Consider the following 16,973-nt stretch of genomic DNA (forward strand, 5'->3'; position numbering starts at 1 on the left):
GGCAGGAACGCCCCGACCACCAGTCGTCCGCTCCTGTCGCCGGCAGCGCCGTAGGACGACACGTCCATGGAGGCGAATGATGAACGGGATGTCCGAACGATCGGACCGGGTCGTCGTCGGAGTGGACGGTTCCGCAGCGTCCAGGACCGCACTGGACTGGGCGGTCCTGTACGCCGCAGTCACCAGGGCCGTCGTGGACGCCGTGATCGCCTGGCAGTACCCGGTCGGCTACGGCTGGCCCGCGCCCGGTCTTCAGTCCTTCGACTTCGAGGACAACGCACGCCAGGCACTGACCACGGCCGTCAGCGGGGCACCGGCCATGGAAAGGATCAGGGCCCTCGTCGGGCTCCACCGGCTCGGCGGCGTGCGCCGCCCCGGCACGGATGACCAACATGGGCCGGCCACTGCGACGGGCTGCCTGTGTGACCCATCCGGTCGCGGCCCCGCCCTGTTGGCCACTCGTCGACCGCCACCACCACGGAGTACCGCACAACGGCGCTCCTGCAAGGCCAGCGGTCACGCCATGCAAGCCAGGCCTGGCGTGACGCCCCATCGCTCATCTGGTCCATGCGCTGCTGAACGACGTGACGGCTGACCGTCAGGTCGACGGCTTCGGGCCCGACCGCACCCACCGCATCAGCCGCCCGCCGCGCACCGCCGAGGCCTCAGAACGCGCACGCCCCTCTTCCCGCCTCCGGCCGATGTTCGTCCACTGCGCGGCGGACCTCGGCAGCGGCGCGTGGTACCGCCTCGGCGACGGCCCGGCTCAGGCCCTCCCCGACGGAGAAGTCGGCGCCCTCGACCGCGACGATCCTCAGTTCGCGCGGCAGCCTGTCGAGCACCGCCGCCAGTGCGACTCCATGTCCGAGGCCCAGGCTGTGGGTGCCGCCCGCCCTTCCCTCGTCCGCCGGCGGGTCGGCGAGCACGTGGTCGGAGTCGGCGGCGAGGAGGTGGATGCGGCCCGGTTCGCCCGGGCCCGTGCGGACCGCGTCGACGACGACGGCGAGGTCCGCGCCCTCCCACAGCTCCATCAGCCGGGTGGGCTCACCGTCGCAGAGCGCGAGCCGGTCGGCGGCCAGGCCCCCCGCCGAGAGTTCCGCGAGGACGGCTGCAGCGACGCCGTCGTCGTGACGGTACTCGTTTCCCACTCCGATGACGACGATCCGCCCGGCATGCACGTCCGTCACCCGCGGTCGACGGCGAGGGTGAGGAAGTGCGCTGCGCAGGAGATGCAGGGATCGTAGGTGCGGATCGCCCGCTCGCACTGCCGGGTCAGTTCGGCGTCGTCCAGGTGCAGCCTGGTCTGGATGAAGGCCCGCAGGTCGGTTTCGATCGCGGTCTGGTTCTGCGCGGTCGGCGGGACGATGACGGCATGTCGGACCAGCCCGTCCTCGTCGACGTCGTACCGGTGGTAGAGCAGCCCGCGCGGCGCTTCGGTGGCGCCGTACCCGGTACCGGCCCTCGGCGGGACGGGCAGGGCCGGGCCGGACGGCGGTTCGTACTGTTCGATGATCCGCTGCGCCTCGGTGACGGCCCACAGAACCTCGACGGCGCGGACCAGGATGCTACGGAAGGGGTTGTCGCAGCGCGGGCCGAGCCCGGCCTCGGTGGCGAGGGCGCGGACCTCGGCGGGCAAGCGCTCGCCGGAGAGGTTCCAGCGGGCGAGCGGCCCGGTGAGGTGGGGCCTGCCGTCGAGCGTGGCGTGCAGGGCGGTGGAGTGCGGCACCTGGTGCTCGCGGACGTGCTGTTCGAACTCCGCCACGTCGAACGGGCCGACGTGGGCGCCGGTGGGCGTACCGGATTCGATGGCGTAACGGTCGGGCTCGGTGAGTGCGAGGAACTCGTGCCGGATGGTCAGCGACGGGAACTCGAACCCGGCCACCCAGCCGAGGGTCTCCTCGACGTCGACCCTGGCCTGCACCAACACCGTTGCCAGGTGGTCGAGTTCGTCTCTCGTGGGCAGCCGGTGGAAGCCACCGACCCGGACGTTCACCGGGTGGATCGCCCGCCCGCCGAGGACCTCCACGATCTCGTTGCCCGCCTTCTTCAGCCGCAGCCCGCGTTGGAGCAGGGCCGCGTCGGTGCGGGCCAGCGCAAGGACGTCCGGCAGGTTCAGGAAGTCGGGGGCGTGCAGCAGGTAGATGTGCAGGGTGTGGCTCTCGATCCACTCCCCGCAGTACAACAGCCTTCTCAACTTGCCGAGTTGGCCGTCCACCGCGACCCCGCAGGCGTCCTCCACCGCCCGGCAGGCGCTCATCTGGTACGCCACCGGGCAGATCCCGCAGATCCGGGAGGTGAGGTCGGGCGGTTCGGTGTACCGGCGGCCGCGCAGCAGCGCCTCGAAGTAGCGCGGGGGCTCGTAGATCCGCAGCCTGACGTCCTCGACCTCGCCGTCGCGGACGGAGACGTGCAGCGCACCCTCGCCCTCGACCCGGGCCAACGCGCCGACGGTGAGCAGCCGCTCGGTGCGGTGGGTCATCCGGCCTCCTCCTCGGTTGCCTGCCGGGCCGCGTCCGCAAAGTCGGGGGCCTCGGCGTTGAAGGTGCGGTAGAGCCGGGCGGCGTCCGCCTCCGTCACTCCGTCGCGGCGCAGCAGCGGTAGCAGGGCGCGAGTGTTGGGCGTCTCCATGGGGCCGAAGCAGCCGTAGCAGCCGCGCCCGTACGCCGGACAGATGGCGCCGCAACCCGCCTGGGTGACGGGGCCCAGGCACGGGGTGCCGTGGGCGACGGTGACGCAGGTGGTGCCGCGCAGCTTGCACTCGAAGCAGACGCTGTGGGTGGGGACGTCCGGCTTGCGGTCGGCCAGGTAGGCGGTGACGACCTCCAGCAGCTGCCGCTTGTCGATCGGGCAGCCGCGCAGTTCCAGGTCGACCGGCACGTGGGCGGAGACCGGGGTGGAGCGGTCGAGGCTGTCGATGTACTCGGGGCGGGCGTAGACGACGGCCTGGTACTCGGGCAGGCCGGCCAGGTTGCGCAGCGCCTGGACGCCGCCCGCAGTGGCGCAGGCGCCGATGGTCACCAGGTGGTGGGACTGCTCGCGGACCCGCCGGATGCGTTCCAGGTCGGCGGCGGTGGCGATGGAGCCCTCGACGAGGGAGAGGTCGTAGGGGGGCGGCAGTTCGCGGCTGGAGGCCTCCAGGAAGTAGCCGATCTCCACCTGCCCGGCGAGCGCGAGGAGTTCGTCCTCGCAGTCGAGGAGGGTGAGCTGGCAGCCGTCGCAGGAGGAGAACTTCCAGACCGCCAGGCGCGGGGTGCGGGCCACGGCGCTCACCGCTCGGGGAGGGACAGCAGGTCGTCGGCGTGGTCCCACGCGAAGACCGGGCCGTCCCGGCAGACGAGGACGGGGCCGAGCTGGCAGTGCCCGCACCAGGCGGTCGCACAGCGCATGTTGCGTTCCAGCGAGACCCGGATCCGCTCGGCGGGCACGCCCCGGCACAGCAGTTCCCGGGCGGTGGCGCGCATCATCACCTCGGGGCCGCACAGGTACGCGGCGCAGCGCCCGGGCCGGAAGTCGGTGCCGTCCAGCAGGCCCGTGACGAGTCCGACGGCTCCGCGCCAGCCGGGCTCGGGCCGGTCCACCGTGGTCCGGACGTCCGCGAGGGAGCACCAGCGCGGCAGGTCGTCGAGGAACAGCTGATCGCCGGGGTTGCGGTAGCCGGTGAGAACCGAGACCCTCCCGTACGCCTCGGCCCGGGCGAGGACCTCCTCGATCAGCGGGCGCAGCGGGGCGAGCCCGATGCCGCCGGCGACGATCAGCACGTCGCTGCCGGCCGGCGGGGTCCGCCAGGCCGTGCCGTACGGGCCTCTGGTGCCGATCCAGTCGCCGGCCTCGGCCCGGCAGAGCGCCTCGCTGACCTTGCCGACGGCGCGGACGGTGTGACCGAGTGCGGTTCCGTCGATCCGGCTGGTGGAGAGCGGGATCTCGCCGGTGCCGAAGGCGTACAGCATGGCGTACTGCCCGGGCCGGAACGGTTGCAGCGGGGCGCCCACCGGGGCGAGGTCGAGGGTGACGGTGTCGGCGCTCTCGCGTCTCCGGGCCAGGACCCGGTACGGGACGGGGGTGGTCGCGTGCATCACGGTGCTTCCTCGGAGGACGCGGCCTCGGCGCGCAGCGCGGTGACCTCCTCGGTGATGTCGATGCCGACCGGGCACCAGGCGATGCAACGGCCGCAGCCGACGCAGCCCGAGGAGCCGAACTGGTCGTGCCAGGTGCCGAGTTTGTGGGTCAGCCACTGGCGGTAGCGGCTCCGGGCGGAGGTGCGGACCGGTCCGGTGCCGTGCAGGTGGGAGAAGTCGAGGTCGAAGCAGGAGTCCCAGCGGCGCCACCGCTCGGCGTGGTCGCCGGTGAGGTCGGTGACCTCCTCGGTGGTGGTGCAGAAGCAGGTGGGGCAGACCATGGTGCAGTTGCCGCAGGTCAGGCAGCGGTTCGCGACCTGGTCCCAGCGCTCGGCGGTCATCGTGCCGGCCATCAGCGCGCGCAGGTCGGTGGGGTCCATGCTGCGGCCCATCCGCCCGGCGGCCTCGGCGACGGCCGTACGGGCGCGCTCCCCGTCGGTGGGGCGGGTGGGGAGTTCACCGAGGACCTCCTCGCCCTCGGGGCTGCCGGCGCGCACCGTGTAGCGGAGCCCGTCCGCTTCGGCCGTCTCGGTGAGCGCCAGATCGTACGACGATCCCCCGGGCAGGCCCGGGCCGGTGCCCATCGAGGCGCAGAAGCAGACCGCGCTCGGCTCGGTGCACTCGGCCACGACGATGAAGGCGCCGGCCCGCCGCGGTCCGTACACCGGGTCGACGTACGCGCCGCCGGTCAGCACCCGGTCCTGGACGGCGATCGCGCGCAGGTCGCAGGGGCGCACGCCGAGGAAGGCGTATCGGGGCGGCGGGTCGTCGCCCTCACGGACGGTGACGGTTCCGTCCTCGGACCGGTCGGCCTGCCAGAGCCGGGCCCGGGGCGGGTGCAGGAAGGTCTTCCAGGACTGCGGCCCGGCCGAATGGGCGAAGGCCGCCCGGTCCGCGCGCGGGCGCAGCCGGTAGGTGCCGGCCTCGGCCTCGACGCCCCAGCCGTGCGGCAGCTCCGCGGCCGAGGCAAGCTCGGCGAGCACGATCGCGCCGTCCCGCGCGGTGGGTCCGACCACGGTGTACCCGCGTTGTCGCAGGACGTCGACGAGCGCGGCGAGGCCCTGTTCGTCCAGTTCCGCGAGGGGTGCGGTGGTGGTGTCCATCGGGCCGTCCTCGGGCAGGTCTCCGGCACCGCCCGAGGGTGGGCGGCACGCTACGTTCCACTGTCCGCCGGGTCACGGGATCCCGCACGGGCCGGGCGGCCCCGGGCCGGGGGCCATCCGGCTCGGGTCCACGGTCCGGCAGCTCTCCGTTCGCCGGCTGCTTCACCCCCGTGGAGGCGACGTCGAGAGCACGGTCGAACGCGTCGGGATGCCGGAGGCCCGGATCCAGGCCCTCGGCCGGACTGCCCGCTCCCTGCTTCAGGGAGTCGGGGAAATGCCCGACCAGGGAGCCGATCCCGACCTCCGGCCCGCGGCGCCCGCCGCACGCACGAACCGCTGTCCTCCCGAGGGCTTCGGGGACCCGGTCGCGAAGACAGGAGGTCAGCGGCCTCGCACGATCACCACGGCACCGGGGCCCGGCCGAACGCGGCGGGCCACGCCGAACGGCCCCGTCAGCCCTGGTCCAAGACGTCCTCCACCGGGCGGCGCGGGCTGGCGGCTCCGGGTGTGCCGTAGCCGAGGCGCAGGACCAGCTGGACGTGGGCGGGGCCCTCGGCGGGGTCGCGCAGACGCCAGCGGGTGTCGGGGATCTCGACGGCCTGGTGCAGGACAGAGGCGCGCAGGCCGTGGACGGTGGCGAGCAGCCAGACGCGTTCCATCGCCTGCCCGGTCCGCAGCCAGTCGGTCTGACCGTCGAAGCGGGTGGTGAGGGTGGCGAGTTGGGGCAGGGCCTCGAACCGGTCGGCCGGGGTGACGTGGTGCGGCGGGTGGCCCGTGAAGCTGCGCATCGGGACACGGGCGTCGCGGTCATGCGAGCCGAGGGCCGCGAGCGGGATGCCGTCGCAGGAGGGTTCGAGGCGCAGCCAGCGGCGCGTCTCGGCCTCGCGGGTGACGTCGGCGGCGATCCGGGCCTCAGCCTCGGAGGTGAGCGCGAGCACCTGCCGCACACCGTGCTCCTCCAGCGCCGTGAGCGTGACGCCTTCGTCCCGGGCCGCCGTGATCAGGTCGGCGACGACCGCCTCGGGAACGTCACGGTTGGTGAACGCATGACGACTGGAGTGGCGCTTGACGATGGCCGGATAGAGGTCGGTGCCGAAGGGTCGCGGTGAGCGGGCCGGGGCGGAGAGGTCGAGCACGGCGCGCGGCTGCGCGCCTTCCCCCGCAGGCAGCAGCCGAACGGTGGCCTCGCGGCCGAGGTGGGCGGCGGCCACCCGCAGGTTGAACACGGCTGCGCCGATCGAGATGTGCAGCGCCCTGCCGTCGGGGTCGGCGGCCGGGACGGCCCGGCTGTGGTCCGCGTGGACCTCCAGGCCGAGCATGTCGGGGGTGGGGCGGAAGCGCCAGGGCTGGCTGTTGTGCAGCGAGGGTGCCCGGCCTCCGGCTTCCGCCAGCAGGTGCAGGTCGGCGGCGGTGAGGGCGGTTTCGGTGGACATGGCGATTCACTCCCTGCTTCGGGCCCCCTCCCTGCTCCCGGCGGGGAACGCCGGTGAGTCAAGGATCCGCCGCGTCGGCGACGCTCGACGAGGGCCCATCGGCCCCGGACTCACCGGCCGTGCGGCCTGGTGCACGGAGGACACGGGTATCGGTGGACAGCTCGGGACGGAAGTCCGATGCGCCGCTGTCCAAGGTAGTTGCGGTGATCGCCGGTGATCTCCAGTCGCAGGCTGCGGCCGGCTGAGCAGTCACGACCACGACACTCCCGATCGTGCCGTGGACCGGTTCGCGGTAGCCGCGAGCGCGGTCACCGATGTGGAACTCCGCCCTCTTCCAGATGGTCACCGAACCCGCCCTTCCTCCTCCTGATGCCCCCACAGCACTGCACAGGGTGCAGCGCCACCGGGAGGCGCAGGGCCCTCGCGCACGGCCTCCCCCGCCCGGCGCTGCCCGGGCGCCCCGGGCCCGCGCCGGCCCGGCCCCGGGAGTCCCGGTCGGCTGGCCGCCGGGGCCCGGCGGAGGGCCGAACGACCCTGCTGCCCCGCGCCCGGAGGTGGTCTGTTGGTAGTGGAGGCCCGAACCATGTGGCCGGGCCCTGAGTTCCGGAGGCACGACCGTGCTGACCGACGATTCCCGCAGCACCGTCCAGCGGCCGGTGCGCATCACCGCCGGGCAAACCCTCTCGGTGACCCGCCACGCTCCGGACGTCCTGCCGGGCACCGGTCGCATCGTGTCGGCCACGGCCCGCGAGCCATACGAGGGCGACCAGGTCTGGATCTTCCTCACCGCGGCGGAGGCCCCGCACCCCGCCGGGATGTTGCTGCGCCGGCCCGCCGGGTTCGAGCACCCGCACGCGTCGCGACCCGGGCGGATCGAGATCGATCCGGCGGGGGGAAACCTGTCCGCCTCGGGCATCCCGTCGCACACCCTGGCCCTGCAGCGCTCCGAGTTCCGCTACGGCGCCTTCACCCGCAGCGTCCGCCTCCCTGCGGGCGTCCGGGACGAGGACGTCACCGCCTCGTACGACCAGGGTGTCCTGACCGTCCGCGCACCCGTGGGTGAGGCCACGAAGCCCGCACGCAAGATCGAGATCAACCGGGGCAGCTGATCCCCGTCTCCCGGACCGGAGCACCGCCTCGGCCCGGCGCCCCCAGGAGGCCCGACGATGAGCACACGAACGGCAACACCGATGCGCACGAAACGCTGGAGTCTGCGCCTCGATCTCTTCGAGGAAGGCGACACCACCAAGGTCCACGCCGTCCTCGACACCGGCGACAACACCCTGGAGACACGCACCACCGCCCACCGCAACCCTCACGATCCGCCTGTCCCCGAGATCGGCGACGAGTTCGCCGCCGCCCGTGCCCTGATCGACCTCGGCCACAAGCTCCTCCGCGCGGGCCTGTCGGATTCCGCAGCGAACGACCGCCTCGAAGCCGACTGAAGCGCGAGGGGTGCGGCGGCGGTGTCCACCGGGCTGTCCTCGGGCAGGTCTTCGGCACCGCCCGAGGATGGGCGGCACGCTGCGTTCCTGTCCACCGAGTCCCGGGATCCCATGGGCCGGGCCGCCGGCGGTCGGCGCCGCCGGGCACGGCCGTCAACCCCGCCGGTCCAGTCGCAGAGCCAGGGCCGGGCACTGGCTCACCGCCTGTCGCGCGGCGTGCCGCTGCCACGGCGCGACGGGGATCGAGGTCGACGCGGGGTAGCCGTGCGGGCCGAGGCGGACCAGCCCGGGCGCCACGACCGCGCACAGGCCGTGCCCTGCGCACCGGGACCAGTCCACTTCCAGTCGCGGGCCGCTCGCTGCGGGCAGCGGCAGCACCCCGAGCGTCGGCCGTCGGCACCCCGGCCCGGAGACGTGGGCCGCCACGTCCTCCGCGAAGACGTCGAGCGCGGTCAGGACGAAGCGGGCCGTGCCGTCCGGGTGCGAGCAGGCGCCGCCGCCCTGCGCCGCCCCGAGGGCGCCGCGGACCTGTTCCAGGACCGCGGGCCCGGCGGCGCCGGCGGCCAGGGCCGCCAGTGCGTCGGCGGCGTCGGGCAGTCCCCGCCGGCAGGGTCCGCACTGTCCGGCGGACTCGCCCGCCAGCCAGGCCGTGACCCGGGCGATCTCGCCGAGCGGGCAGGTGTCCCCCGGGAGGGCGACGATCGCTCCGGCGCCGAGGGTGCCGCCGAGCCCCGCCAGGCCGGCCCGGGACAGCGGAGCGCCGACGGCGTCCCGCCCGGGCAGCCACGCTCCGTGGTAACCGCCGACGAGCACGCCCTCGTCCGCGGGGGTGCCACAGGCCTCCAGCACCGGTCCCATCGCCGTCCCGGCCGGGACCTCGACCACCAGGGAGCCGGCCTCGGGCCGGTTGACAGTGAGCAGCACGGTGCCGGGTTCCGCGGCGGTGCCGACCGCCGCGTACCCGGCGGCGCCGAGCCGCACGGCCAGCGCGAGCTGGGCCCACGTCTCGGCGTTGGACAGCAGGGTGGGGCGCCGCCGGACACCGCCCGGCCCGCCGTCGGCAGCGCGGGCCCGCACCGTGCCCGGCGCGACCGCGAGGCCGTTCACGCCGCGGATCAGGGCGCTGGACTCGCCGGAGACGAACCGCTCGGGCAGGCACACCAGGCGGGCCGGGCACGGCAGGTCGTTCTCGCGCTCGGCGAGCGCCGCGGTGACGGATTCCTCGCCGGGGCCGCCCGTCGCGACGCCGATCACGATCTCCTCCGCACCGAACGCGGCCGCCGCCGCGCACGCCCCGTCCAGGACGAGGTGCGGCGCCCGGGCGAGCAGCATCGTGTCCTTGGCGCTGGGCGGCTCGCCCTCGGCGCCGTTGACCACGACGACGGGGCGCGCATCCGAGCGGTCGGACGCCGCGAGGGTGGCGCGGGCCTTGCGGGCGAACGGGAACCCGGCGCCGCCGCGGCCCCGCAGGTCTACGCGCTCGGCGAGCGCGAGCAGGTCGTCCCGGGACGGCTGCGGCGGCAGCGGGTGGACGGACCGGTGCGCCGCGAGGTCCAACCGGCGTCTGCGGTCCAGGCCGGCCGTCAGCCGTGCGGGTGCCAGCCAGCGCACCTCGGGCAGCGCGGGCGCCCGGCTCATCGGCCACCGCCCGGCCGGGCCAGGCGCAACGGGCCGGCCGTGGGCGGCCCGGCGTGCCGGGGCCGGCGCGGCAGTCGGACCGCGGTGGCGGAACCGGCCGCGGACGGGGCCGGTCGGGCCAGGGGGCGGGCACCGGTGTCCGTCCGGGAGGCCCGGGCTGCGAGATCGGCGAACGTGACGGCGCGCGCGGTGGCGGGGCGGCGGGCGCGCGCCCCGCGCCGGTGCAGGCCCGCGGCCCGTCGTCGGCCCGCGCCGGCGAGGGTGCGCACCAGCAGGGCGAGGGCCACCGCTGCCGCGCACAGCCCGTAGCCCCACCACACCCAGGCGTGTGCCGGTCTGCCCGCGGTCAGTCCGTGGGCCAGGGCGACCGGCCAGCAGGCGTACGCGGTGGAGTGCAGGACCCGCCACAGCCAGGCGTGGCGACTGCCCGCGAACCGTGCGCGCACCACGCCGGTGGCCGCCACCAGCACCATCAGGTCGGCGGCCACCGTCCCCAGGGCGACCTCGACGCTGGTACCGCCGGTGAACGGAACCGCCACGGCCCAGGGGCCGGCGTGCCCTTCGGCGACCTTGACCACGATGTGGGCGCCCAGGAATCCGAGGGCTGCGACGGCCGTCGCCCGGTGTGCCGACTGCACGGCCACCCGCATCCGGGGTGTCAGCAGCAGCCGGTCCGTGGCGACCAGGCCGCACACCACCACCGCGGTGAGCGACAGCAGGGTGAAGACGCCCGCGAAGTAGTCCAGGAAGGCCTGGACGCGGCCGACTGCCGGAAGCAGCGGGTGGAGCGCGGGCACGGCGGACAGGACGTAGCCGGACATCGGGGCACCTTCTTTCGCGGGCCCGGGTCGCGCGGCTCCTTGCGGAACCGGTACCGCGCAGGGCATCAGCCGGGCCCGCACGGGGGTGCCGCCCGCTGGTGGCGCGGGCGGCAAGGCATGACCGGCCCATTCTTAGCGGGGCACGCTCCGGCTCCCAAGGCCCCGCAGTACGACCACGCACCGTAGGCGGCCGCCGCGGAAGCGTCCCGACACCGCCCCGACCAGCGGCGTCGTGCCTACGATCAGCCGTAGGAGACGGTCCGGCCGGTGTTACCGGCCTCACGCGCCGGAGGGGTCCGACCTCCCGGCTACCGGCCGGTACGCATCGGAGCGGCCGACGAACCGGCGGGCCGTCCGGGCCGTCCGGGCCCGGCGTCATCGTCCGGGCCGCCTCCGGGGCCAGGGCGGCGGCCGCGGCGACGGCGGCCCGGGCGCGGCCGGTCCCCGGGACGCCCTTCTAGGCTTGGGGCCATGCACAACACGGCGGCAGTACGGGTCCTGGTGGTCGAGGACGACGCGGGGATCGCCCGGCTGCTGGTCAGGGGCCTGCAGCGGGCCGGGTACGCGGCGCAGACCGTGGAAACGGGCCGGGCGGCCCTCGCCGTCACGCCGCAGCCGGACGTGGTCCTGCTCGACCTGGGCCTGCCCGATCTGGACGGGGTCGAGGTGTGCCGCCGACTTCGGCAGCGCGGCGACGCGGCGATCATCGTGGTGACCGCGCGGGGGGAGGAGAGCGACCGGGTCTCGGCCCTGGACGAGGGCGCGGACGACTACCTGGTCAAACCGTTCGGCCTGGCCGAGCTGCTGGCCCGGATCCGCGCGGTGCTCCGCCGCACGCGCCCGGCCGAACCGGAGCTGCTGCGGCACGGCGTGCTGGTCGTCGACCCGCGTACGCGCCGGGTGACCGTCGAGGGGACGGAGGTGGCCCTGACCCCCAAGGAGTTCGACATCCTGGAGTGCCTGGCCGCCGACCCCGGCCGGGTCGTCTCCCGGCAGGAGATCCTGGAGCGGGCCTGGGACGAGCACTGGTACGGGCCCACCAAGGTCCTGGACGTCCACGTGGCCGCGCTGCGGCGCAAGCTCGGCGTGGCCGGCCTGGTGGAGACCGTCTACGGCCGGGGCTTCCGGCTCGGCGAACCGGGCTGATCAGCGATGACCCGGCGGATCGCCCTGACCGTCCTGGCCCTGGTCACCGTCCTGCTGGTGCTCGCGGTCGTCCCGCTGGGCGTGCTGCTGACCCAGCGGGAGGAGACGTCGTTCCGGGGCGCCGCACAGGCCGCGGCGCGCACCCTGGCCTCCGCTGCGGAGGAGCACCTCTCCGATCACAAGCCCGACACGGACATGCGCGAACTGCTCGACGACACGCAGGACGAGGGCGGATGCGCGGCCGTCCACGACGCGGCCGGCCGAGTGATCGCCCGCACGTCGTGCACCACGGCAACCTCCGGAACCGCCTACCGCCTGGCGGCCTCGGCCCTCGCCCACCCGGGCACCGTCACCCAGCGGTCCGACGACACGCTGACGGTGGCCACGCCGATCGGCGACGAGGCCGCCCCGGTCGGTGTGGCCGTCCTGGTGCGGTCCACCGACCCACTGGACGACCGGATCGCCGCGGTCTGGGGCTGGCTCGCGCTCATCGGCGTCGTCGGGTTCGGCCTGGGGACGCTGGTGTCGGTGCGGCTGGCCCGCTGGGTGGGGCGCCCGCTCCAGGAGGTGGACGCCGCCGCCCGCCGCCTGGGCGAGGGAGCGCTGGACGTCCGTGCCCCGGCGGACTCCGGGCCCGAGGAGGTGCGCCGGCTCGCCGCCACCTTCAACACCATGGCCGCCCGGACCGAGGCCCTGGTGCACGGGCACCGCGCGGTGACCGCCGAGGTGTCCCACCAGCTGCGAACCCCGCTGACGGCGCTGCGCCTGCGGCTGGACCTGCTGGCCGCGGACGCCGAGGGCGAGGACGCGGCCGAGCTCGCCGGCGCCCAGGAGGAGATCGCCCGGCTGTCCCGCCTGGTGGACGGCCTGCTGGCCGCAGCCCGGGCGGAGAACGCCGTGCCGACGCCCGTCCCCGTGCGGCTGGACGACGTCGTCGCGGAGCGGATCGCCGCCTGGGAGCCGGTGGCCGCCGAACGACAGGTCGGGCTCGGCGCACACTGCCCGGGCCGACCCGTCGTGTACCTGGGCGGCGGCCATCTCGAACAGCTGCTCGACAACCTGCTGGCCAACGCCCTGGACGCGGTACCCGCGGGGGGCCGCGTCCGGTTGGAGACGGCACCCGCGGCCTCCTCCTTCGGGCCCGGGACGGAACTGCGGGTCGCCGACGACGGACCGGGGATGAGCCCCGAAGCCCGGGCGGCCGCGTTCCGGCGCTTCGGCAACGCTCAGGCGCGCGGCACCGGCCTGGGCCTGGCCATCGTGCACAGGCTGGCGACCGCCAACGGCGGCACGGCCCGGCTGGAGGAGACCCCGGGCGGCGGACTGACCGTCGTGCTGGAGCTTCCCACCGTGCCGCGCGGGCAGGAGCCCGGCCGCCCCGCCCAGCAGACCGGCTGACCGGCTGACCTCCGGGCCTCTCGTCAGTCCGGGCGCCTGGCCGCGCCTGCCCGTGCCGGCGGTGCCACGGCACTTCCGGCCCGCCGTCCCGGGCGCTGCGCCGGTCTTTACCGGATCCGAAGGATTTCTGAACGGGATTCCGACCTCCCGTGGCGGAGGCTGGAAACCGGATGACACGCAGGCGACCCCGCCGACCCCGCACCCTCGACGCCGGGTGCCGGGGCGCCGCCGCCGGGAGGTGCACGATGCCGGACTCCGACCCCCTGCACGACGACCCCGCCGTCCGCCGGCGCGACCGGGGACTGCGGCGCGTCGGCGTGGTCACCGCCGCCGTCCTGACCACGGCCGCCGCAGGCACGGCCATCCTGGGCGCGGCGTACCGCAGCCAGCTGCCGGGTACGGCCTCGTCACCGGCCACGGCGCCCACGTCCGGGGCGCAAACCCCGCAGTCGGGCACCCTGCGGCCCCCGGCTCAGGCCCCGGCACCGGTCGCCCCGCCCTCCCAGGCGCCGTCCGCCACCTCGGGGGCGTCATGACCGCCCCGGCCGTCCGGCACTCGACGACGACGTTCCCCGCGCTGGGGACGACGGCGGTGCTGCTGGTGGCCGACCCCGACGGCACCGCGGAGGCCCTACGGGTGCTGAGGGCGGAACTCGCGGCGATCGACCTCGCCTGCAGCAGGTTCCGGCCCGACTCCGAACTCTCCCGGGCCAACCGCGGCACCGCCCTGGTCACGGCCGGGCCGCTGTTCGCCGAGGCGATCGACGCGGCCCTGCGGGCCGCGCGGGCCACCGACGGCGCGGTCGACCCCACGGTCGGCCCCTCGGTGGCGGCGCTCGGCTACGACCGGAACTTCGCCTCCGTCCGCCCCGCCGACGTCGGCCCGGTGACCCCGGTACGACCGGCCGGCTGGCGGACCGTCGCGTGGGATCCCGCGACGCGCCGACTGCGCCTGCCCACGGGCACCGGCCTCGACCTCGGGGCGACGGCGAAGGCGCTGGCCGCGGACCGCGCGGCCGAACGCGCCGCGCGGGCGGCGGGGTGCGGTGTGCTGGTCTGTCTCGGCGGTGACCTGGCGGCTGCCGGCCCCGCCCCGGCGGGCGGCTGGCAGGTGGCGATCGCCGACGACCACGCGGCCCCGCCGAACGGGGTCGGCCCGGTGGTGTCCGTCACCGGCGGAGGCCTGGCCACCTCGGGCACCGCCGTGCGGAGCTGGCGCCGCGGGGGCCGTACGCTCCACCACATCGTGGACCCCGCCACCGGCGACGTCCCGGCCCCGTTCTGGCGGACGGTCAGCGTCGCCGCCGCGAGCTGCGTGGACGCGAACACCGCGGCCACCGCGGCGATCGTCCGCGGCGCGCGCGCCCTCGGCTGGTTGCGCGGGCTCGGCCTGCCGGCCCGGCTGGTGCGCACCGACGGCTCCGTGGTGGTCGTCGGCGGCTGGCCCGCGGACCCCTCCCCCGCCCGGCCACCCGCCGACCCGCGGGGAGGTCCCCGATGAGCGCCACCGTCCAACTCGCCACCGTCCGACTCGCCGCCGCACCGAGCCCGCTCTGGTACGCGACCAGGGCCGGCGGCACCGTCGCCCTGCTGCTGCTCACGGCGACCGTCGTCCTGGGGATCGCGGCCGGTGGCCGGTACGTGCCCGGGCGGATCGCCCGGTTCGAGGTCGGAGCACTGCACCGCAACCTCTCGCTGCTCACCACGGTCTTCCTCGGACTCCACATCGCGACCGCGATCGCCGACCCGTTCGTCCATCTGACGTGGCTGGACGCCCTCGTGCCGTTCGCCTCCTCCTACCGGCCGTTCTGGCTGGGTCTGGGAGCCCTGGCCGTGGACCTGCTGCTGGCCGTCCTGCTGACCAGTGCGCTGCGGCTGCGGATCGGGCGCAGGGCGTGGAAGGCGGTCCACTGGGCGGCCTACGCGTTGTGGCCGCTGGCGTTGCTCCACGGCGCGGGCACCGGGACGGACACCCGGCTGACCCTGCAACTCGCCCTCACGGCCGGCTGTCTGGTCTCCGTGGTGGCGGCGGTGTGGTGGCGCCTGCTGCGGGCCGGCCCCGGCCACCGGACCGCCCGGCTGTGGGCCGCCCTGTCCGCGGCCGCCGTGCCCGTCCTGGTGCTGGCGCTGCTGGCGGCCGGTCCGGCCGGGACCGGCTGGACGCACCACGGCAGCGCCGCGCGGTCGGACGCGGTCGCCACCGACGACAGAGGCGGCGACAACGGCGGCGACAGCCGGGCCGGCACCGGCACGGGAGCCGACCGGTGAGGCCGCAGCCCGCCGCCGTTCCGGCCGCGCAGCCCCCGCACACCCCGGACGGGCCGGACGGCGCCCGACTGCTGCACGGCTGGTACGCCACCGGCGCACCGGCCGGCCTGGCCGAGCACCTGCAGCGGTACGGGCCTGCGCCGACGGCGTCCGGCCGCCGGGCCGCGGCGTGGCTGATCGGGGCCGTCGAGGAGGCCGGACTGACCGGTCGGGGTGGAGCAGCTTTCCCCACCGGCCGCAAGCTCCGGTCGGTCGCCGAACGGCGCGGCCGGGCCGTGGTGGTGGCCAACGGCATGGAGAGCGAGCCCGCCAGCGGCAAGGACGCGGCCCTGCTCGACCTCGCACCGCACCTCGTGCTCGACGGCGCCGCTCTGGCCGCCACCGCGGTCGGCGCCCGCGCCGTCCACCTCTGCCTCGCCCGCACCCGGCCCGGGCAGGTGGAGCGGCTGACCGCGGCCGTCGAGGAACGCCGCAGGGCCGGCCTCGACCGGCTCCCCGTCCGAGTGCACACCCTGCCGCACCACTACGTCTCCAGCGAGGCGACCTCGCTGGTGCGCTGGCTGAACGGCGGCGACGCCCGTCCCTCGGCCGCACCGCCGAGGGCGTTCGAAAAGGGCGTGGGCGGGCGCCCCACCCTCGTCGACAACGTGGAGACCCTCGCCCACCTCGCCCTCATCGCCCGCTACGGGCCGCAGTGGTTCCGCGCCGCGGGCACCCCGGACGCGCCCGGGACCACCCTGGTCACCGTCTGCGGTGCGGTGCGCGCCCCCGGCGTCCGCGAGATCCCCCTCGGCACCCCCGTCCGGGCCGTCCTCGACGCGGCCGGCGGGGCCTCGGAGCCGCTGCGGGCGGTCCTCGTCGGCGGGTACTTCGGCAGCTGGCTGCCGCTCGCGGCGACGGACCTGGCGTTCAGCCCCGCCGGGCTCGCCGGGGCCGGTGCCGGACCGGGCGCGGGCGTGCTCGCCGCGCTGCCCGCGAACACCTGCGGCCTGGCCGAGACGGCACGGGTGCTCGGCTACCTCGGTGCCCAGAGCGCGCGCCAGTGCGGGCCGTGCCGGTTCGGGCTGCCCGCCGTCGCGGACGACTTCGCCCGGCTGGCCGGCGGCCGCGCCGACCCGCACCTGCTCGAACGGCTCCGGCACCGGACCGGGCTGCTGGCCGGCCGCGGCGCCTGCCGTCATCCCGACGGCGCCTCCCGGCTCGCCGCCACCGCCCTGGACGTGTTCGCCGACGACGTGCACCACCACGTGCTGCACGGACCGTGCGGCCCTGCCGGGCGCCGGACGGTCCTCGCGGTACCCGACCCCGTGGCGCCGGAGAGCGGGGGATGGCGGTGACCCGACACCACCGGCTCGCCGTCGACCGAATCGCCTGCGACGGCCGCGGGCTCTGCGCCGAACTGCTGCCCGAACTGGTCGCCCTCGACGAGTGGGGCTACCCGATCGTGCCCCGGTCCGACGTGCCCGGTGAACTCCTGGCCGACGCCCGACGCGCGGTCGCGGCCTGCCCCGTCCTGGCCCTGCGGCTGGTACGCACCCCCGCCGGTCCCACCCGGACGTGACCTGAACCACTTCTTAGTGCCCGGCCCGGCACACTGCTCGCGGCC

18 protein-coding genes are annotated in these 16,973 nt (G+C 75.8%); 10 read left to right on the plus strand and 8 right to left on the minus strand.

Annotation, left to right across the window (positions count from 1 at the left end):
- The first annotated feature begins 88 nt into the window (after positions 1–88).
- A complete protein-coding gene (locus AB0D10_RS31225) occupies positions 89–595 on the plus strand; it encodes a universal stress protein (RefSeq protein WP_360262309.1) in 507 nt (168 codons plus the stop codon).
- A gap of 70 nt (positions 596–665) precedes the next feature.
- Here the strand turns inward: AB0D10_RS31225 and AB0D10_RS31230 are convergent, their stop codons facing one another.
- The 6 genes from AB0D10_RS31230 to AB0D10_RS31255 all read right to left on the minus strand — a co-directional run bounded on the left by AB0D10_RS31230 (position 666) and on the right by AB0D10_RS31255 (position 6,651).
- Positions 666–1,187, minus strand: a complete 522-nt coding sequence (locus tag AB0D10_RS31230; protein WP_360262310.1) for a hydrogenase maturation protease — start codon at positions 1,185–1,187, stop codon at positions 666–668.
- A complete protein-coding gene (locus AB0D10_RS31235; RefSeq protein WP_360262311.1) occupies positions 1,184–2,479 on the minus strand; it encodes a Ni/Fe hydrogenase subunit alpha in 1,296 nt (431 codons plus the stop codon). The genes AB0D10_RS31230 and AB0D10_RS31235 overlap by 4 nt, the downstream gene beginning before the upstream one ends.
- On the minus strand, positions 2,476–3,270 hold the full coding sequence (locus tag AB0D10_RS31240; RefSeq protein WP_360262312.1) for an oxidoreductase: 795 nt from the start codon (positions 3,268–3,270) through the stop codon (positions 2,476–2,478). Before AB0D10_RS31240 ends, AB0D10_RS31235 begins: the two co-directional genes overlap by 4 nt.
- Positions 3,267–4,073: an FAD/NAD(P)-binding protein gene (locus tag AB0D10_RS31245; protein WP_360262313.1), complete on the minus strand. Its 807-nt coding sequence runs from the start codon at positions 4,071–4,073 to the stop codon at positions 3,267–3,269. Before AB0D10_RS31245 ends, AB0D10_RS31240 begins: the two co-directional genes overlap by 4 nt.
- Positions 4,073–5,218 (minus strand): 4Fe-4S dicluster domain-containing protein, encoded by a 1,146-nt coding sequence (locus AB0D10_RS31250; RefSeq protein WP_360262314.1) that lies wholly within the window; start codon positions 5,216–5,218, stop codon positions 4,073–4,075. The genes AB0D10_RS31245 and AB0D10_RS31250 overlap by 1 nt, the downstream gene beginning before the upstream one ends.
- Positions 5,219–5,670: 452 nt before the next feature.
- Complete coding sequence (locus tag AB0D10_RS31255) at positions 5,671–6,651, minus strand: hypothetical protein (RefSeq protein WP_360262315.1); 981 nt, start codon at positions 6,649–6,651, stop codon at positions 5,671–5,673.
- A 617-nt stretch (positions 6,652–7,268) separates the two neighbouring features.
- On the opposite strand from AB0D10_RS31255, the gene AB0D10_RS31260 reads away from it, so the two are divergent.
- Both AB0D10_RS31260 and AB0D10_RS31265 read left to right on the plus strand, forming a co-directional pair.
- The gene (locus tag AB0D10_RS31260; protein ID WP_360262316.1) at positions 7,269–7,760 is read left to right on the plus strand and encodes an Hsp20/alpha crystallin family protein; all 492 of its coding nucleotides are present in this window, start codon (positions 7,269–7,271) and stop codon (positions 7,758–7,760) included.
- Between the two features lie 57 nt (positions 7,761–7,817).
- Complete coding sequence (locus AB0D10_RS31265) at positions 7,818–8,096, plus strand: dsRBD fold-containing protein (protein ID WP_360262317.1); 279 nt, start codon at positions 7,818–7,820, stop codon at positions 8,094–8,096.
- A 153-nt stretch (positions 8,097–8,249) separates the two neighbouring features.
- Here AB0D10_RS31265 and AB0D10_RS31270 read toward each other — a convergent pair whose 3' ends face one another.
- Positions 8,250–9,734: an NADH-ubiquinone oxidoreductase-F iron-sulfur binding region domain-containing protein gene (locus tag AB0D10_RS31270; protein WP_360262318.1), complete on the minus strand. Its 1,485-nt coding sequence runs from the start codon at positions 9,732–9,734 to the stop codon at positions 8,250–8,252.
- Positions 9,731–10,555 (minus strand): hypothetical protein, encoded by an 825-nt coding sequence (locus tag AB0D10_RS31275; protein WP_360262319.1) that lies wholly within the window; start codon positions 10,553–10,555, stop codon positions 9,731–9,733. Before AB0D10_RS31275 ends, AB0D10_RS31270 begins: the two co-directional genes overlap by 4 nt.
- A 471-nt stretch (positions 10,556–11,026) precedes the next feature.
- On the opposite strand from AB0D10_RS31275, the gene AB0D10_RS31280 reads away from it, so the two are divergent.
- From AB0D10_RS31280 to AB0D10_RS31310, 7 genes are all read left to right on the plus strand, one after another.
- On the plus strand, positions 11,027–11,701 hold the full coding sequence (locus AB0D10_RS31280) for a response regulator transcription factor (protein WP_360262320.1): 675 nt from the start codon (positions 11,027–11,029) through the stop codon (positions 11,699–11,701).
- Positions 11,702–11,707: 6 nt separating this feature from the next.
- A complete protein-coding gene (locus AB0D10_RS31285; RefSeq protein ID WP_360262321.1) occupies positions 11,708–13,099 on the plus strand; it encodes a HAMP domain-containing sensor histidine kinase in 1,392 nt (463 codons plus the stop codon).
- A gap of 245 nt (positions 13,100–13,344) precedes the next feature.
- Positions 13,345–13,635 (plus strand): hypothetical protein, encoded by a 291-nt coding sequence (locus tag AB0D10_RS31290; RefSeq protein WP_360262322.1) that lies wholly within the window; start codon positions 13,345–13,347, stop codon positions 13,633–13,635.
- Positions 13,632–14,600, plus strand: coding sequence for an FAD:protein FMN transferase (locus AB0D10_RS31295; protein ID WP_360262323.1), 969 nt, complete (start codon positions 13,632–13,634; stop codon positions 14,598–14,600). Before AB0D10_RS31290 ends, AB0D10_RS31295 begins: the two co-directional genes overlap by 4 nt.
- Positions 14,597–15,367 (plus strand): ferric reductase, encoded by a 771-nt coding sequence (locus AB0D10_RS31300; protein WP_360262324.1) that lies wholly within the window; start codon positions 14,597–14,599, stop codon positions 15,365–15,367. The genes AB0D10_RS31295 and AB0D10_RS31300 overlap by 4 nt, the downstream gene beginning before the upstream one ends.
- Positions 15,364–16,704, plus strand: coding sequence for an NADH-ubiquinone oxidoreductase-F iron-sulfur binding region domain-containing protein (locus tag AB0D10_RS31305; protein ID WP_360262325.1), 1,341 nt, complete (start codon positions 15,364–15,366; stop codon positions 16,702–16,704). The genes AB0D10_RS31300 and AB0D10_RS31305 overlap by 4 nt, the downstream gene beginning before the upstream one ends.
- Positions 16,695–16,928 (plus strand): ferredoxin, encoded by a 234-nt coding sequence (locus AB0D10_RS31310; protein ID WP_360262326.1) that lies wholly within the window; start codon positions 16,695–16,697, stop codon positions 16,926–16,928. Before AB0D10_RS31305 ends, AB0D10_RS31310 begins: the two co-directional genes overlap by 10 nt.
- The last annotated feature ends 45 nt before the right edge of the window (positions 16,929–16,973 follow it).

The organism is Kitasatospora sp. NPDC048545 (assembly GCF_040651155.1).
In the GTDB taxonomy this organism is placed as follows: Bacteria; Actinomycetota; Actinomycetes; order Streptomycetales; family Streptomycetaceae; genus Kitasatospora.

Coding starts and splice junctions, on each gene's coding strand:
- AB0D10_RS31250 (WP_360262314.1), bottom strand. CDS start 5,218: ATGGACACCACCACCGCACCCCTCGCGGAACTGGACGAACAGGGCCTC.
- AB0D10_RS31265 (WP_360262317.1), top strand. CDS start 7,818: ATGAGCACACGAACGGCAACACCGATGCGCACGAAACGCTGGAGTCTG.
- AB0D10_RS31225 (WP_360262309.1), top strand. CDS start 89: ATGTCCGAACGATCGGACCGGGTCGTCGTCGGAGTGGACGGTTCCGCA.
- AB0D10_RS31280 (WP_360262320.1), top strand. CDS start 11,027: ATGCACAACACGGCGGCAGTACGGGTCCTGGTGGTCGAGGACGACGCG.
- AB0D10_RS31255 (WP_360262315.1), bottom strand. CDS start 6,651: ATGTCCACCGAAACCGCCCTCACCGCCGCCGACCTGCACCTGCTGGCG.
- AB0D10_RS31270 (WP_360262318.1), bottom strand. CDS start 9,734: ATGAGCCGGGCGCCCGCGCTGCCCGAGGTGCGCTGGCTGGCACCCGCA.
- AB0D10_RS31295 (WP_360262323.1), top strand. CDS start 13,632: ATGACCGCCCCGGCCGTCCGGCACTCGACGACGACGTTCCCCGCGCTG.
- AB0D10_RS31245 (WP_360262313.1), bottom strand. CDS start 4,073: ATGCACGCGACCACCCCCGTCCCGTACCGGGTCCTGGCCCGGAGACGC.
- AB0D10_RS31285 (WP_360262321.1), top strand. CDS start 11,708: ATGACCCGGCGGATCGCCCTGACCGTCCTGGCCCTGGTCACCGTCCTG.
- AB0D10_RS31290 (WP_360262322.1), top strand. CDS start 13,345: ATGCCGGACTCCGACCCCCTGCACGACGACCCCGCCGTCCGCCGGCGC.
- AB0D10_RS31275 (WP_360262319.1), bottom strand. CDS start 10,555: ATGTCCGGCTACGTCCTGTCCGCCGTGCCCGCGCTCCACCCGCTGCTT.
- AB0D10_RS31235 (WP_360262311.1), bottom strand. CDS start 2,479: ATGACCCACCGCACCGAGCGGCTGCTCACCGTCGGCGCGTTGGCCCGG.
- AB0D10_RS31310 (WP_360262326.1), top strand. CDS start 16,695: ATGGCGGTGACCCGACACCACCGGCTCGCCGTCGACCGAATCGCCTGC.
- AB0D10_RS31300 (WP_360262324.1), top strand. CDS start 14,597: ATGAGCGCCACCGTCCAACTCGCCACCGTCCGACTCGCCGCCGCACCG.